This window comes from Edaphobacter sp. FHG110511_03 (genome assembly GCF_059115365.1).
In genome coordinates this window covers 370,877-387,218 of the sequence record NZ_JBZYWL010000003.1, presented here as the reverse complement: position 1 = coordinate 387,218, position 16,342 = coordinate 370,877, and the positions used below count along the sequence as shown (strand labels likewise).

The following is a 16,342-nucleotide window of genomic DNA, read 5'->3' as shown; positions in this document are numbered from 1 at the left end:
CATTCGGCGGGAAGTTGTAAGGATAGATGCACGTTTTTGGCTGAGGTTTGCATCCGGGTACCTGCGGCCCGTTTTTCGATTTTGTTTCGCATTCCGGCTGCCCGGGTCTGGGATAATCGAAGTTGCTCTGGTGGTTTACAGCCTCGGTGGCGAACCTGCTACGACCGGCGGGCACGAAGAGACTCGGCTGCCGGCATGTGAGAGAGGCTGCGCGAACCCCTGATGAAGACCCTTAGACTCGTCTCGACCCCGACCCGCAACCGCCGCCTGAACGAGATTATCGGCCTGACGGTTCTGGTAGCTGCCGGGCTGCTTCTGCTGGCGCTGGTAAGTTATACCCCGACAGACCGCTCTTTCAATACGCTCGGCTCGTATGTGACGGGAAGACCTGCGCACAACTGGACGGGAATCGCGGGAGCTTATTTTTCGGATGCCGTGCTGCAGACGATTGGGGTAGCGGCGTTCTTCCTTCCGCTGGTGCTGGGACGGCTTGGGATCTGCTGGATGTTGTCGAAACCTGCTGGCTCGCCGGTGGCCAAGGCCGTGGGGCTGGCGATGTGGGTCATCTTCGGTCCTGCTGCGATCGCCCTGCTTCCAGGACACGTGTTGTGGCGTGGAGCCCTGCCCATCGAAGGGACCAGCGGACGTCTGCTCGCAGACATGCTGGTTGCCTTTCTGAATCTTCCTGGTGCTTCCATTGTCCTCGGGCTGATGGTTGCACTGTCTCTGTACCTTGCGACGACCTTCACCTTCAACACGGCTCGCGAATGGGCGACGATGCGCTTCGGATTCGCGCAGAGGATGTGGGAACGCTGGTCGACCTGGCGTGAGAGCCGTCGGGGAGCGGACCTACCCATTGACCAGTACGGCAGCAGGCGTGAGCGTGCTGAGCTACGTGCACAGCGTGAGCGCGAAATGGCCGAACACAAGGCCCGCGAGGCCGAAGCGAAGATGAAGGAGCCGAGCCCGACCTTGCTGGGAGGTCTGTTCGGCTGGCTGGGCCGCCGCAAGAAGAGGGTACGGACCGTGCCCGAATCGGACGAAGTGGTTTCGGTTGCCGAGTCTTCGGTGTGGCAGGGAATGCCGCGGACCATGGTCGATGCTCCACCGGTCACACCGTTGGGAACCGCGGCCGCTGCGGCCGCTCCTTACGCCGATGCGCTTGCGAAGGCAGCTGCACCGGTACGAGCCATCGACGATGCTTCGAACTTCAACGACGCCGGTTTCATCCCGAAGGTCGAGCGCCAGGCGTCCGCGCCGGTTGCGAACCGCGAGGTAGTTCCACCACGTGCCGTGAAGAGGCCCGTGGAGGAGATTCAGCCCGTGCAGGCGGCGCCGACGGAGAGCGGCATCTCGTTCGGCAGACGAGCCGATGCCGATATCAAGGCTGTGGCAATCACTCCCAAGAGCGTTCGCGGCTACAAGCTGCCGCCCTCTTCCCTGCTGCATCGCAGCGAAGAGCAGGCGACGGTTCGCGAGGACGCTCTGCGAGAAGAGGCCCGCGTGCTGGTGGAAAAATGCGCGGAGTTCGACGTTGATGGACAGGTCACCCACATTAATCCGGGCCCCGTGGTGACCACCTTCGAGTTCAAGCCGGATGCAGGTGTGAAGTATTCGCGCGTAACCGGCCTGGCGGATGATCTCTGCCTGGCGATGGCCGCTGAGAGCATCCTGATCGAGAGGATGGCGGGAAAATCGACGGTCGGTATCCAGGTTCCCAACACGGAGCGAGAGACGATCTGGCTGCGCGATGTGGTCGAGTGCGAGAGCTTTGCTCAGTCGAAATCGCGGCTTCCGATCGCACTGGGTAAAGACATCAACGGTCGCATCGTCACCGGCGATCTGGCCGCGATGCCTCACGTTCTGATTGCAGGCTCGACCGGCTCAGGCAAATCCGTCGCGATCAACGCCATGATCATGAGCGTGCTCTTCAAGTCGACGCCTGAGCAGGTGCGCATGATCCTGGTCGATCCAAAGCGGGTTGAGTTGGGAATGTACGAGGGAATTCCCCACCTGTTTACTCCCATCATCACGGAGGCGAAACTTGCGGCCAACGCGCTGCGCAACGCGGTGCGCGAGATGGAGCGACGCCTGAAGCTGCTGGCTGCGAATCATGTCCGCAACATCGACCAGTTCAATAAGCTGTTCGATAGCGGCAGCGGCCACCTCTTCGAAGATGTAAACCAGGAACCGCTGCCCTACATCATGATCATCATCGATGAGCTCGCGGACCTGATGATGCTCGATCGTGCCAACGTGGAAGAAGCGATCACGCGACTGGCGCAGATGGCCCGCGCCGTGGGAATTCACCTTGTCCTTGCGACGCAGCGGCCTTCGGTCGACGTGATCACGGGCCTGATCAAGGCAAACGTGCCGACTCGCATGAGCTTCCGGCTGGCAACGAAGGTCGATTCGCGCACCATCATCGACTCCAACGGCGCCGAGAGCCTGCTGGGCCGAGGCGACATGCTCTACCTCCCGCCGGGCACAAGCCGCGTGCAGCGTGTGCATGCGCCCTTCGTCACGGAGAAGGAGATCTCTGCGGTCACCGAGTTCTGGAAGGCGCAGGGACAGGCCGAGTACGTGGAAGGCTTCCTCGAAGGACCGAAGGACGAGGCTGGCCGCGACCTGGATGGCGGTGCCGACGGAGAGGCCGACGATCCGATGTATGACGATGCTGTCCGGCTGATCTTCGAGTTCGGCAAGGCTTCGACCTCGCTGCTGCAGCGAAGGCTGCGCATCGGATATGGTCGGGCGGCCCACTTGATCGACATGATGTACAACGACGGTCTGGTGGGACCGGCAGATGGATCGAAGCCGCGCGAGATCCTGAAGTCGCCCAACTGGATGAAAGAGGTCGATGCCGCGATGCGGTAACGAAGCTCCGCCTGAAGTTCAGCGTGGAAGATGCCGAGAAGAGCGGATGGCGATCACGGCGAGGATGCAGATCACGGCGAGGAAGGCAACCCAGACGAGTTCCGGATGGCGCTCGGTGGCAGGTCGCGTATCGCGCCGCTCGGTGTAAATGGGATTTCTTTGCTCCGGTCCTACGCGAGCCTCGGGAGTCTGATTGGTGAGAACGGCGGTACGGGCGAAGTCATACTCAGGCGCCAGGAGCGCCGGGTCTCCGTAGAAGAGAGTGAGCGAGGCTGTCGATGAGGCGCTAAAACATAGCCTGCGCTGTCGCATCTCCAGCCGGACTGCGCTGATGGGAAGCGGCTGATCGTCGCCATTATGAATCGCGATCTCGACTTCAGCCGCGCTTTGCAGGTTGGAGCCCATCGTGGTGGGAATGCTGAGGCGTTGCTGGCGAATCTCCCGGCCAGCCTCGGTCAAGCGAACTCGAGAGATGCTGCCGGCGGTAGTTTCACCGGCTGAGGCCGGAGTGCCGGAGGCATGATCGCTAATGGTTACTTCGCGACTGAAATTCCCTTTGAACTCCGATGCGAGCACGAAGCTCACCTGCTCGACGGGAACCCGCTCCGGCAGGGTAAAGCGGGCAATCGTTTCACGTCCCCGCTGTGTGACGGTATGTGTCTCTGCGGCGACCGTGAAGACGGTCTGTGCTTCGCGGCTGGGCGGAACGGATGCTCCACGCACCATCTGAGGAGAAGGTTCGAAGCCACGTACGCCCGGCGCGGGGGAGATGTTGAGCTCGACATGTAGGTAAGGAAAGCTGGCTTCCTGCAGCGGCAGTGCGGTGCTTCGGGAGAGGCGCTGGCTGCTTAGATCGAAGAGGGTGAACTCGCCGAGCCGGGTTCCGTCGGAGCCTCCAGGCTGCTCCATGCCCGTGACGGTCGCGGAAGCGATGTAATCAGCGCCGGCGAGGTCGAGAACGACTTCCGTGTAGGGTCTTTGCGGCATCGCGAGATCGAAGGTGAGGACGCGCCCCTGGAGGCCCAGGTTCAATACGCGTGCGGGCTCGGAGTCAGGCTGCACGGATTCACTGAGAGTGACGGCATAGGGAATCTCTCGAGCCTGCGCGGTCTGCGGGAACAACCTCAAATCTTTCAGGGAGGCCGATGCGTGGGCGAAGGTCGCGGCATCTAGCACCGCGCAGTTGAGCCCGACGACCGCGGGAACAATCGCGCGCTGATAGAGGAAGTACTGGCGTTCTGCCGGCGGCGCGCTCGCCTGCCAGAGCAGCAGGAAGATCAGAGGGAACAGCTTCACTGGCTTGTCCCTGTTGTTTCGGATCTCTGCGCCGGCTCGGGATCGCGAAGAGCGAGCCAATCTTTCTGATAGGCAAAGCTGACGGCCATCAGAAGCGCGCCCAGACCCAGGAGGCTGACAACCCTGTAGCCTTGGGTGAGATTGCGCATGTCATAGAGAAAGGTCTTCCCGATCGTGAAGACCAGCAAAATAAGTGCCTGCCAGCGAATAAACGAGGTGCGACGCCAGAAGCCGACTGCGAGCAGAACAGCTCCATAGACCATGAGAAACGCTGAGACGGCGAGGGCTCGCTGAAGCTCGGAGTCGGGATTCGCCGCTGCAAGGGGCCATAGAGCCTCGATCTCTCGAACCCCGGTGAGAATCGCGATCAAATTGATCGCAATGATGGAGGCGCCGGAGAGGTGCGCCCACAACAGCGTCGCCTTATCCTCGAGAGCGATGCGCAGCGCAAGCCATGCCACCGCCGACAGGATGGCCAGACCAATGAGCGCCATGCCGAAGTCGGGGTTAAGAAACGGTGGATGAGATTGCCCGTTGACACGTGAGGTTCCAATCTCTCGCAGGCTGAGAAGAACGGCCACAAGGTTCACCGCAATGACGGCAAGGAATGCGAACTGCGACCACGCGGGCCACGATGCTTGATCGGTACGGCGTGTGCGCAGAGCGAGCCATGCTGCTGCTGCAAAGGCGCCGGCGGCTGTAATCGCGGTCGCGAGATTGCGATTGAGGAGCGACGGCGCAATTCCTCCGTCGAACCAAAACGGCATTGCGATCAACCCACCCAGGCCAAGAACAAACGAGCCAGCAGAGAGCCAGCGCAGCACATTGCCGGCGTCGAGGCGTCCGGGAGCTGGGTTATCCAGAGCGGTCGCGTGAGAAGAGGAGACGCGAGCGGCTACCCAAAGCAAGGCAACTCCCTCGACGAGCCACGCCACGGTGATCCAATGGCCACTCGCCTTAAGCGGAATGGCAATGGTAAGGAAGACGACAGCCAGCGAAAGATGCATTGCCGCTGGCACCGCGTCCTGGGGCAGGCGGGCGATCAGCAGATAGGCCGCGGCGAGGATCAACATCAACCACGGCAGAAACCAGTGACGGCTGGAGTCCTGCATCACCGAGTAAAGCGCGAGGGAGACAAAGGCTGCATTGCCAAGCGGCAGAAGGATCTGTGGGGTGAATCGGCCGAGGAATCCCATCAGGCCACGACGAGGTTCGGGTTCGCCCACGCCGGGACCGATCGGAACGACAGCGAAGGCTAGGAAGAACAGGCCCACGAAGATCGTGGTGACTGCGAATGAGGGTTCCGCATAGAACCTGAAGTACCAGACGATGAAGTAAAGGACCGTTGCGGGAAAGGCGCCAAGCAGGAGTCGTGGCCAGGGCTTGACCCGCACCAGGGCGACTGTAGCGGCGTCGATCGCCAGGAGGTACGCAAAGAGGAAGACCTCGTGGTTTCCTCCTGTCGACAGCAGCAGCGGGGTCGAGAGGCCACCGGCAAGGGCATAGGCTGCGAGCAGCTCGGCATTCTGGCTCCACGCCATGTAGGCGTTCCACCCAGTCACCAGGATCATGCCGCCCAGCGCAGCCTCCGCGGGTAACAGATGGTAGAGCTGATAGGCCGCCCAGAGCGTGAGATAGAGCACGCCGGAGCCGATGGCTTTGAGGGAGTAGGAGAAGGCCGGGAAGCCTTTGCGCCGGAAGCGCTCCGACCAGATGACAATTCCCGCGCCGGCGACCAGGCCGATGAGGATGCGTCCGACCGGGCCAATCCACTGATTGTCGATCGCGAGCTTGAGAAACAACGTGACGCCGATCATCACGGCGATGATGCCGATACGGTTGAAGAACTGCGCGCCTAATCTGTTTTCCAGCGAGGAAGAGGGGGTGGAGACTGCGGCAACCGGAGAATCCGGGATAGAGTCTGGCTTTGGCGGAGGCGGTGCCGGGATCTGTACCGGTACTGGTGAAGCCTTAGAGACGGCTCTTGGAGAAGCTGATGTGCCCCTCATCTCTGCCAGCTGGTGCTCCAGTGCCTCTACCCTGGCGGTCAGCAGACGTAGCTCTGACACAACGGATGACTCATCTGCCTGACCCTGCTGCGACTGCGAAAGATCCTCCGGACCCATGGAAACTACTGTACCGCCTGCGCCGGTCCACTGGCATGGAAAACTCCCACTTGATACTCTTCACGGATGATTGAGCGTCGATCGAGCCGGGTTCTTGTGGTGGACGACGATTCCATGACCCGCGAGTTGCTTCAATTGCTGCTCACGCGGCACGGGTATGTGGCTGAGCTGGCGGAGTCGGGCGAGGCAGCCTTACTGATTCTCGGGGACAAGGAAGCTCAACCTGACGCCGTACTCACGGATCTGCAGATGCCGGGGATTACTGGCAAGCCCCTTGCCGACAAAATACGGTCGATGTGCGGAGACAATCTCCGCGTGATCGCGATGAGCGGAAGCGAGGCTGGCAAAGCAGCGCTGGATGGCTTCGATGGATTTCTTCGAAAGCCTTTCTCCATGGATGCACTGGATCGTCTTCTTGAAGGAGAGGGGATTCCCCTTTCCTCGAGAATGCAACCGGAAGCAGACCGCGCCCCGATCCTCAATCAGAAAATCTATGAACAGCTCCTTGGCTCCATGGGCGAGAAGAAGACTGCAGAGCTTTATGCGTTGTGCCTGGAAGATGGGAGGCGCCGCATTGCCACAATACGGCAGGAGGCGACTCATGGAAACGATGAAATCTGCCGAAAACAGGCACATGCTATTAAAGGAAGCTGCAGAATGGTTGGCGCGATAGAGATGGCCAACCTTGCGGAGTACATAGAAGTACATGGCGTCACGACCACTCTCATGGATACACTCGATGAACTGCTGCGGGCCTGCGGCAGACTCGAATGTATCGTGAGCAAACGTAGATCTACACAACACGACGGGACCGCCGAAGAGACGGCGAGGAGAAGTCACGCATGAAGGAGTCCGGGAAAAAATCTGTCGACAGGTCCAACGCAGCAACCACACCAGTCCGCATCGTCGTCGCCGACGATCACCCCGTGGTCAGGTTTGGCGTAAAAAACATGCTTGAGAACGAGCCGGAGTTCGAGATCGTCGGCGAAGCCGAGGATGGTGACGTAGCGATTACCGAGACTCTGGAGCTTGAACCGGACGTACTTCTGCTCGACGTCCAGATGCCGCGACTGCCGGGCCTGGAGGCGATGCGAGCCATCATGGACCGGTCGCCGCGAGTGAAGATTATCCTGCTGACCAGCACCATCTCGACCCAACAGATTATTGAAGCCCTGCAGATTGGCGCACGCGGCATTATCCTGAAGGATTCCGTGGCCGGAGACCTGACCAAGGCGATGCGGGCCGTGCTCTCCGGCGATTACTGGATCGGCGGTGAACGCGTGATGAACCTGGTAGCTGCTCTCAATGAGCTGATGAAGCAAGCTGCCGCCGTCCAGGAAAAGAAGACCTACGGGCTGACTCCGCGGGAGCTCGAGGTGGTCACCTGCATCGTTGAAGGCTGCAGCAATAAAGATGTCGCCAAGCAGTTCACCATCAGCGAAGAGACCGTAAAGCGCCATCTTTCGAATATCTTCGATAAGACAGGCGTCTCGACGCGCCTGGAGCTGGCACTGTTTGCCATAGCCCACAAGCTCGTCTCGCTGGAGGCCTAGGCTGGAAATAGCCAGGAGCCGAGCCTTCCCGGGGATCACGTTCCGATCCTGTTCAGTAAGATGAATAGATGAACGAGCAGCTGGCCCCCACGGAAGCGACCCTGGATCTGGCAGTCATCGGCGCAGGTCCCACCGGGATGGCCTGCGCCATCGAAGCGCAGCGGGCGGGATTTACCGTCATCCTCATCGACAAGGGCTGTCTTTGTAACTCGCTCTTTCATTACCCCTCGAACATGACCTTCTTCACCACTCCAGAGCTACTGGAGATTGGCGATATTCCCTTCCCGAGCCCCAACCAGAAGCCCGGCCGGGACGAGGCGCTGGAGTACTACCGCAAGGTGGCGGAGCATTATCAGCTCGACGTCCGGCAATACGAGACCGTGGAGCGGATCACGGGCAGTGACGGTAACTTTACCGTCCACACGGTCGATCGCTTTGGCCGACCTGTTACGCATCGTGCGCGAAAGCTGGTGATCGCGACCGGATACTACGATCTGCCGAACTATCTCAACATTCCCGGCGAGGAACTGAACAAGGTCTCGCACTATTACCACGACCCGCATCCGTACTATGGACTCGACGTAGTCGTCATCGGCGGAAAGAATTCAGCTGCGATTGCAGCGCTTGACCTGTGGCGGCACGGCGCGAGGGTGACCCTGGTCCATCGCGGGGCAGAGATGCATCGCCATGTGAAGTACTGGATTCTTCCAGACATCAACAATCGCATCAAAAATGGAGAGATCACGGCCTACTTTTCAAGCTCGGTCGTGCGCATTACCGAAGACAACGTCACACTGGCTACTCCCGAGGGCGAGCGTACTCTGCCCAACCAGTTTGTCTTTGCGCTTACCGGCTATCAGCCGGACTTCAAATTTCTGGAAGCTCTCGGTGTGCGACTGGATGAAGCAAACGATCGCTGCCCTGCCTGCGATCCGGCGACGCTCGAGAGCAACGTACCGGGAATCTACCTTGCAGGCGTTGTTGTCGCAGGCGAACGGACCAACGAGATCTTCATCGAGAACGGCCGCTTTCACGGAAAGCAGATCGCGACCGATCTGCTGGCCAAGAATGTGTCGGCTGCTGCCTTCGATTGAGACCTGCGGCTCGTTTAGCCGATCACCCTGCGCATAAACCCGCGAATCCCAAGCCAGGTCAAGAGAACCAGGAAGACGACCAACATGCCCAGAATCAATGCGGGATGCATGTGCGGAAGCGTCGGTGTAAGCGCGGAGCGCAGGCCCTCGCTCATGTAAACGATCGGGTTGACGAGTACCCCGATCTGTAGCCAGCGAATATGGCTGAGCGCCGTCCAGGGGTAGTAGACGCAGCCCAGGAAGGTAATGGGCATTACAACGACACCGAAGATGAGGCCGATCTGCTTGGGCTCAACGGTCGTGCCGATGGTGAGGCCGAGCGCGCCCGAGGTGACCGAAGCGAGCACCAGAATCGCAATCAGGTACGGCCAGTTGTTGACGTGCGCGACAACCGGCGTGGACGGGATGTAGTACGCAAGTGGAAAGACGACAGCGGCGGCGATGATGCTCTGCATCGCGGAGAAGACGATTTTCTCGATGGCGACAGCGGCTACCGGTAATGGGCACATTACGCGGTCGTCGATCTCTCGGGTGATGCCGAACTCCTGTGCCAGCGGGAGCGCTACTGCCGCGATTCCACTGAACATGATGGCAACCGCCATCAGGCCGGGCAGGAGAACCGTGCTGAAGTTCGCCCCCATCGCAGCCGCGGTGGGATTCATCGAGGCGCCTCCGCTCATGTGCGGCATGATGAAGGTGAAGACGAAGAGGAACAGCATGGGATTCATGCAGACGCGGATGACAAAGGGAAAGAGCTCTCGTCGCAGGACGTGCAGATCGCGTCGAAACAGGCCCGCGAAGGCGCGGGCGTACTGCATCCTGAGGGAACCACCGGCGGTCATAGGGGCGGGAGCTTGTGTTTCGATTGTGGCAAGTTCAGTCATAGAATCTCGTATTACTCGCGAAGCTCTCTGCCTGTAAGCCGAATGAAGACCGTCTCCAGGCTGGGTTCTGTGATGGTAAGGTCGCGCAGGCCGTATGGATTTGCAGCATGGACGACCTCGGACAGCAGACCCTCGGTTCCTTCCGCGAAGACGCGCAATCCCTTCTGGGTGCTCTCTACGCTGGCGACGCCCGGCTGCCGCTGGAGTGTCTGCAGCAGTTGGGGAATGCCCTGTTCGCTGCGAAGGTCCAATTCATAGATGCGCTGCGCTCCCACCGAGTTCTTCAGGGCGGAGGGCGTATCTTCTACAAGAATTCGTCCATGGTCGATGATGGCAACACGGTCGCAGAGCTCATCGGCTTCTTCCATGTAATGCGTTGTCAGAACGACGGTAATTCCCTCTTCGCGAAGGTTCCGTACCGCCTCCCACATGGCGATCCGGCTCTGGGGGTCGAGACCGGCGCTCGGTTCATCGAGAAAGAGAACCTTGGGATGATGGGCGATGGCACGCGCAATCTGGACCCGCTGCGCAAGGCCTCCGGAAAGCTGCGCCGGATAGGCCTGGGCACGCTCGGTCAGGTGAAACTGTTCGAGCAGGCGGTCGGTCCGTTTCTTCGCATCGGCCTGCGAGAAGCCAAAATACAGGCAATGGAAGTGAATGTTCTCGTAGATCGTGCAGGCTCGATCGAGCGTGTTGTATTGAGGGACCACACCGATGCATCGCCTCGCCTGCGATGGCGATTTGACGACATCGATCCCCGCGATCCGCACTCTGCCAGCAGTCGGCAAGGCGCGGGTCGTGCAGATGCTGATAGTAGTAGTTTTACCGGCACCGTTGGGACCGAGAAATCCGTAAAGCACACCCGGACTTACCGACAGGTCGATCCCGTCAACGGCGACCACGCGCTGTTTGCCCTCGTAAACCTTCCTCAGGCCTTCGATCTCAACGATCACCGTGGTCCCTCCCCCTGCGCGACACTTCAGATTACATGAAGTGCGGGATCTATTGTCCCATCCCAGCTGCTCCATTCCCGCAGGTACGATTATCTTTCCCGGATTGACTTACCTGCGGGCCACAGCAGGGCGAGGATGCAGCGAAACTCGCTGGAGTTTCACCTCCTCGGCGTAGAATGAGACCATGTCGCGTGGATGGGAGAGTAAATCCGTGGAAGAACAGCAAGCACAAGCCTCCGCCCCTAAGGCGGACACGCAGGAGAGCAGCTCCGACGTTGCCGAACGCAAGCGTCGTATGCAGGCGCTCGAGTTGCAGCGCGAGCGCATCCTTTCCGAGCGGACCTCCAGTCCTCACCGCCGTTCAGCCCTGACCTATGCGCTGGCCGACATTGAGGAGAAGATGGCCGAGCTGGGTTGGACCGTGCACCTGTAGGCGAACAGCAGAAGCCTAGCTGTGCCGATGGAAGACGACCGAGTTTGCCTGGTCGATCGTCGTCATAACAACAGTGTGAATATTGACGTGTGCCGGCCGTGAAGCCGCCCACACAATCGTATCCGCGATATCTTCGGGCTGCAGCGGCGTGATGTTCTGATACACCTTCGCGGCTCGCTCCGCGTCGCCGCGAAACCGGACCTCGCTGAACTCCGTCTCCACCATGCCGGGATCGACCGAGGTCACTCGAACCGCCGTGCCCATCAGATCGATCTTCAGGCCTTCGCTGATGGACTTCTCAGCAGCCTTGGTGGCGCAATAGACCGCTCCATTGGCATAAGTAATATAGCCGGCCGTCGAACCCATATTGATCACATGGCCTCTGCCACGCTCGACCATCCCAGGCACCACGGCGCGGGTGACATAGAGCAGCCCTTTGATGTTGGTGTCGATCATCTCTTCCCAGTTTTCAGGGTCATCTTCGAACACCTTCGCCAGGCCACGGCTCAGGCCGGCATTGTTTACGAGCACGTCAATCGCGCTCCACTCCGCTGAAAGGGAGGCGAATGTCTGGTCCACCGAAGCACGCCTGGTGACGTCGAGTGCAAAGGTCAGAACAGCGGGCGCGCCTGCGTTGCCAAGCTCTGCTTCGAGCTCCTTCAAGCGATCTTCCCGGCGCGCGCAGACGGCCACACGTGCTCCCTCGCGAGCAAACGCCAGCGCCGTTGCCCGGCCGATTCCCGAGCTCGCTCCCGTGATCAGTACAGTCTTTCCGCTTAGATATCCCATAACTCCGTTATAAACAAAATGCTGGAGAGCCGCGTTGGGCTCTCCAGCATTTTGTGAATTGCCTTCAGCTTTCTTGTTTACTCAGGAGGGTTGGAGGTTCCCCTGGAGTCCGGAGCGGGAGCAGGCGCCGGCATGGGAGTTGCATCTGCATCCGGCCCCTTCTGCTGAACCCCGATCGCATCCCCGGAGACGACAAGCTGCACCCGCCGATTCAGCGCGCGCCCCTGCGCCGTGTTGTTATCCGCCACGGGTTTGGCCATGCCATAGCCGGTCGCGACGATGTTGTCGTTCGAGACGCCCTGGGTCACCAGGAAGTCCCGCACCGCACCGGCCCGATTCTCCGACAGCTTCTGGTTGAACTCCGGACTTCCCGTGCTATCGGTATATCCCTCGACCTGAAGCTTCAGACCGGGATACGCCTGCAGAATTCCCGAGACCTTCGCCAGGCTGATCTGCGTGGCGGGCTTGAGGGTGTACTTGGCTGTGTCGAAGAGGACGTCCGACATGTTCACAATCAGACCACGTGCGGTCTCACTCGTCGCCAGAACGCTATTCAATTGAGCGCGCAGACGCTCACGGGCCGCACGAGCGCTGTCTGCGCTCTTCGAAGCCTCAGCTGCCTGCAGTTGGGCCCGGGCCGCCTCTGCCTCGGCACGTGCGCGCTCAGCATCGGCCTGCGCCTGTGCTGCACGCGCTCGCTCCGCCTCCAGTGCGGACTGCTGCGCCTGGTTCTGCGCCTGATCGCGAGCGAGTTCGGCGTTGCGCTGCCGTTCCGCCGCCTGCTTGCGCAACGTTACCAGGCGGGCATCCTCAGATCGCTGCACCGCCTGTCGTGCATAGGTGATTCCCATCTTGGTGTCAGGCTTTTTTCCGGTAAGAATGTCCGTCGCGTTCTTGAGATCCAGAGTCGCATCGTTATAGATGTCGGCCGCGTATTTATCTGCGCCGGCCTGCTGAGCGATGCGCAAGGCGTTGTTGGCTTCGTACAGCTCCAGCGGCATCTTTTCATCGCGTGTAATCGGATCGAGGACCGATTTTGCACCCTCGGTCTCTGCGTAGGTTCCTCGCGGCAACAGCATGTAATGGGCGTTCACCTTCTCGAGTACGCCCGTGGTTTTGTCCTGAATGATCTGGTTCTCCAGCACGACGAGATCGCTCGGCTGCGTCACCGAAAAGTAAGGCTCTGCCGTGACGATGAGACCAAAGGACTGAAGAGCGGTCGTGACACTGATGTTATTCTTCGTTCCCGCGGGCAGCACCTCGCCGAGATTTTCCGGACGGCCATCGGGCGTAATCGCCCACAAAACATAGGTGAGATATTCGCGACCGAAGCCATTCGCCGGGGTCAGGCCCTCGAAACGAGCATCGATCGTGATGCCTCCGCGCTCGCTGGTGACCTTGGCATCTCCCTTCGCCAGGGGAAGCAGGGGCGTACCCTTGAAGGCGATCCGGGTCGATCCGCTGCGATGCAGGTAATTCACCGCGTCCAGATCGCGCTGTACCACCTTCACGCGATAGAGATAGACGCCCTCAGATTCCTTGGTGATCTTGTTATCGTCCGGAGGCGCCTGCTGCGCCATCGGATTCCGTTCCTGAGCTCTTAGCTTCGACCCGCCGACAAAACCAACCGCGGTCAGAACAAATGCAACAAAAACAACTCGACCATTCATCTTCGACATTCACATTCTCCCTTGTCCCATAGGCGGACCCAAATACACACGTCACCCGGAGGCGTGTGAATTGGACTCTGTCTGCGCTTTTCTCTATGGTGCGATGCTGCGCCTGGGGAAAAAGTAGTCTGGTGCAGGCGAGTACCTGGACGATGGATTCGAACTGTAACCAGCCTGTTTCCAAAGACAAAGGAGCGAATCCTTTCCGGCTGCCGGAATACGATTCGCTCCTTTCTCCCTGGCCTTCTTCAGGCCGAATGCTGATGCTGGTGCTGGTTGGTGCGCTGAACGAAGTGATAAGGAGGCCAGGGACCGGAGAGCTGCATCTGGCATTCCTTCATCTGCTGCATGGCAGAGGTGTACTTGTTCTGGTAGCGCTCGATGGTCTTGTTGTCGATCAGGTGGGCGATGTCGAGAAGCATCTTGCCGGAGTCCATCCGCCGGCAGGTGATCTCCTCTGCCAGGGGAAGGAACATGCGATGCATCTGCACCGAAAGCGCCCGCGCTCTGGACTGGCGTTCCCGTTGACGGCTGGCGCTCTCACGAAGGCTCGTCAGATACTGCTGTCCAACGGTCATATCGCGAAGCGTATTGCCTGGGCAGGTGTCGTCGACCAGGACTTTGAGGTGCATCTCGGCCTTGCCGCGAAGGCGTTCGACGTTGGCCAGGAAATGGCGTTGGTTGGAACGGACAGAGCGTCGCAAAGCGTCGTCGTCCTGAAAGGAAGTTCCGAAGCGGAAAGGCAGGACCGTAGAGTGCTTGAAGCAGTCAGCGATCACACGAGCGTGATCTTTCTGGGATTGCTGATCCATGCGTGCGCTGTCCTCCGCATTGTGCTCGGAGACGATCACCGCAAGATCGCTGGCTGGAAAGAGAAAGGTCTGGTTACCAAACAGACCCGTGACTCCGGCCAGCGGCATCGGGCGACGATGCCGGCAAAGCTCCGGAAAGGCCTGTCTTTCTGCAATGCAATAGGCGTACCATGCCATCGTTTTTACCTTTCCATGGCGCAGGCAGGGCTGGTGCCGCCCTGTCAGGCAGTTGGTTAATGAAAAATTCATACTGAAACGAAAGGTTAGACAAGCTGTTCATTTACGACACTTTCGCCTTCAAGTAGGGTGAGCGATAAGCGCACTGTACCGAAGCCGAAACGGATACTAAGCCGATTGAATAACAATTGGCAAGGGTTTTTACCTAAAAAAATGCACCGAAAGCACACCATAAGCATCCTGACCGTGATTTCGTCATGCTTCGTTCCCTTACTTTTCCCCCAGAAATTGGTCAGTCCTCTGACCCGCTTTTCTCATGAGCGCTGACAACCCGAACCTTGGAACCTCCCTCTAACTGTGGGAGTTAGCTCAAAATCCAAAAATTTTTAAAGTTAGGCATTCAGTACCCAATGACACCTCATCTGGATATCAACTCTTTTTCCCTTCAGCGAGGCTGTAAGAAATTTGTACGGCACCTCGGGATCATCGGTTTCGCGGCAACGATGCTTCCCCTGGCCTCACGAGCCCAAGACAAGCCGGCTTCCACACCCGATGTCGTTGTCTTCAAAAACGGCGACCAGTTAACCGGCAAGTTTGACCATAGTGAAGGCGGCAATATCGTCTTCAAGAGCGATGCCGTAGGCGAGGTCACAATTTCCATGGATAAAGTGAAGGAGCTGCGTTCCAGCAGCAACTTCGTCGTTCTGAAGAAGGACGAAAAGATTACCCGTACCCCGAAGCAGGCCACTCCCATCGAGATCGAAGATGGAGAGGTAAAGCAGACCACCCCCGGCGGCGCGGCGGAGACGATCGCGAACAAAAATGTGGGCTATATCGTCGATGGTGCAACTTATAACAAACAATTGAATGGAAATCCGGGCTTCTTCCAGGGTTGGGACGGCTCCGCGACCGGTGGCGCAACCGTCCTGCAGTCGAGCACCTATGGCCAGACCCTAACCGCGGCGCTCTCCCTGGTCCGCGAGATTCCCGCGGTCACTTATCTTCCTCTTCGCACCCGCACGACTTTTAACCTGCTCGAAACCTATGGCAAGCTGACGCAGCCTGTAATTCCGAATCCGACCAACCTGCCAGCCTCGGCAGCGAAGACCAGCATCTTCCATACCGATTTTGAGCACGACAAGTACCTGACTCCTCGCTTCTACATCCTGGGCGGCTTGTCTTTGGACCATAACTTCTCTCAAGGTATGCAGCTCCAGCAGATCTACGGAGGTGGCGCCGGTTACACGATCCTGAAGGACGCAATCCAGCAGCTCGATGCGAAGGCCGACCTGCACTACTCCCAGCTGCGATATATCGCTCCTGTCCAGGTGGCACCACCACCTGCACCGCAGATTCCGCCCACCCCCAACCTGAACCTCATCGGCTCTACCTTTGGAGAGGCGTATCACAGGACTCTGCCCGCCAAGATCATCTTGACGCAGAGCGCCACGTTCATCCAGTCGTGGAACAACACGGATGCCTGGTCGGCGATCGGATCCTTGGGCCTGGCGCTTCCGGTTTACCACCGGTTCAGCCTCAGCGTGAACCTGCTGGATAACTATCTGAACCTTCCCGCCCCTGGCTTCAACAAGAACAGCTTGCAGTTTGTCACTGGTGTTACGTACAACTTTAAATAACTACGATCCAAATAAAAAAGCCGGAGATAATCTCAATAGAG

13 protein-coding genes are annotated in these 16,342 nt (G+C 59.2%); 6 read left to right on the top strand and 7 right to left on the bottom strand.

Annotated elements, in window-relative coordinates; all coding sequences use genetic code 11:
* The first annotated feature begins 222 nt into the window (after positions 1–222).
* Positions 223–2,877: a DNA translocase FtsK gene (locus AC5S26_RS15030; protein ID WP_494185721.1), complete on the top strand. Its 2,655-nt coding sequence runs from the start codon at positions 223–225 to the stop codon at positions 2,875–2,877.
* Positions 2,878–2,895: 18 nt separating this feature from the next.
* On the opposite strand, the gene AC5S26_RS15025 is transcribed toward AC5S26_RS15030, so the two are convergent.
* Positions 2,896–4,173, bottom strand: a complete 1,278-nt coding sequence (locus tag AC5S26_RS15025; protein ID WP_494185720.1) for a hypothetical protein — start codon at positions 4,171–4,173, stop codon at positions 2,896–2,898.
* Positions 4,170–6,242, bottom strand: coding sequence for a DUF2339 domain-containing protein (locus AC5S26_RS15020; RefSeq protein WP_494185719.1), 2,073 nt, complete (start codon positions 6,240–6,242; stop codon positions 4,170–4,172). The genes AC5S26_RS15025 and AC5S26_RS15020 overlap by 4 nt, the downstream gene beginning before the upstream one ends.
* Positions 6,243–6,365: 123 nt before the next feature.
* Here AC5S26_RS15020 and AC5S26_RS15015 point away from each other — a divergent pair, with 123 nt between their 5' ends.
* From AC5S26_RS15015 to AC5S26_RS15005, 3 genes are all read left to right on the top strand, one after another.
* Positions 6,366–7,145 carry a response regulator gene (locus AC5S26_RS15015; RefSeq protein ID WP_494185718.1) on the top strand — a complete coding sequence of 260 codons (780 nt, stop codon included), beginning with the start codon at positions 6,366–6,368 and terminating at the stop codon, positions 7,143–7,145.
* Positions 7,142–7,852: a response regulator gene (locus tag AC5S26_RS15010; protein WP_494185717.1), complete on the top strand. Its 711-nt coding sequence runs from the start codon at positions 7,142–7,144 to the stop codon at positions 7,850–7,852. The genes AC5S26_RS15015 and AC5S26_RS15010 overlap by 4 nt, the downstream gene beginning before the upstream one ends.
* Positions 7,853–7,920: 68 nt before the next feature.
* Positions 7,921–8,946, top strand: a complete 1,026-nt coding sequence (locus tag AC5S26_RS15005) for a YpdA family putative bacillithiol disulfide reductase (protein WP_494185716.1) — start codon at positions 7,921–7,923, stop codon at positions 8,944–8,946.
* 14 nt (positions 8,947–8,960) lie between these two features.
* Here the strand turns inward: AC5S26_RS15005 and AC5S26_RS15000 are convergent, their stop codons facing one another.
* Both AC5S26_RS15000 and AC5S26_RS14995 read right to left on the bottom strand, forming a co-directional pair.
* Complete coding sequence (locus AC5S26_RS15000) at positions 8,961–9,830, bottom strand: ABC transporter permease (RefSeq protein WP_494185715.1); 870 nt, start codon at positions 9,828–9,830, stop codon at positions 8,961–8,963.
* 11 nt (positions 9,831–9,841) lie between these two features.
* On the bottom strand, positions 9,842–10,783 hold the full coding sequence (locus AC5S26_RS14995; protein WP_494185714.1) for an ABC transporter ATP-binding protein: 942 nt from the start codon (positions 10,781–10,783) through the stop codon (positions 9,842–9,844).
* A gap of 211 nt (positions 10,784–10,994) precedes the next feature.
* Between AC5S26_RS14995 and AC5S26_RS14990 the strand changes: the two genes are divergently transcribed.
* Positions 10,995–11,216: a hypothetical protein gene (locus AC5S26_RS14990; protein ID WP_494185713.1), complete on the top strand. Its 222-nt coding sequence runs from the start codon at positions 10,995–10,997 to the stop codon at positions 11,214–11,216.
* Between the two features lie 15 nt (positions 11,217–11,231).
* Here AC5S26_RS14990 and AC5S26_RS14985 read toward each other — a convergent pair whose 3' ends face one another.
* From AC5S26_RS14985 to AC5S26_RS14975, 3 genes are all read right to left on the bottom strand, one after another.
* The gene (locus AC5S26_RS14985) at positions 11,232–12,005 is read right to left on the bottom strand and encodes an SDR family NAD(P)-dependent oxidoreductase (RefSeq protein WP_494185712.1); all 774 of its coding nucleotides are present in this window, start codon (positions 12,003–12,005) and stop codon (positions 11,232–11,234) included.
* Between the two features lie 77 nt (positions 12,006–12,082).
* Positions 12,083–13,684: an OmpA family protein gene (locus AC5S26_RS14980; protein WP_494185711.1), complete on the bottom strand. Its 1,602-nt coding sequence runs from the start codon at positions 13,682–13,684 to the stop codon at positions 12,083–12,085.
* A 239-nt stretch (positions 13,685–13,923) separates the two neighbouring features.
* The gene (locus AC5S26_RS14975) at positions 13,924–14,664 is read right to left on the bottom strand and encodes a GvpL/GvpF family gas vesicle protein (protein ID WP_494185710.1); all 741 of its coding nucleotides are present in this window, start codon (positions 14,662–14,664) and stop codon (positions 13,924–13,926) included.
* 503 nt (positions 14,665–15,167) lie between these two features.
* Here AC5S26_RS14975 and AC5S26_RS14970 point away from each other — a divergent pair.
* A complete protein-coding gene (locus tag AC5S26_RS14970; protein WP_494185709.1) occupies positions 15,168–16,301 on the top strand; it encodes a DUF481 domain-containing protein in 1,134 nt (377 codons plus the stop codon).
* Positions 16,302–16,342 lie beyond the last annotated feature (41 nt).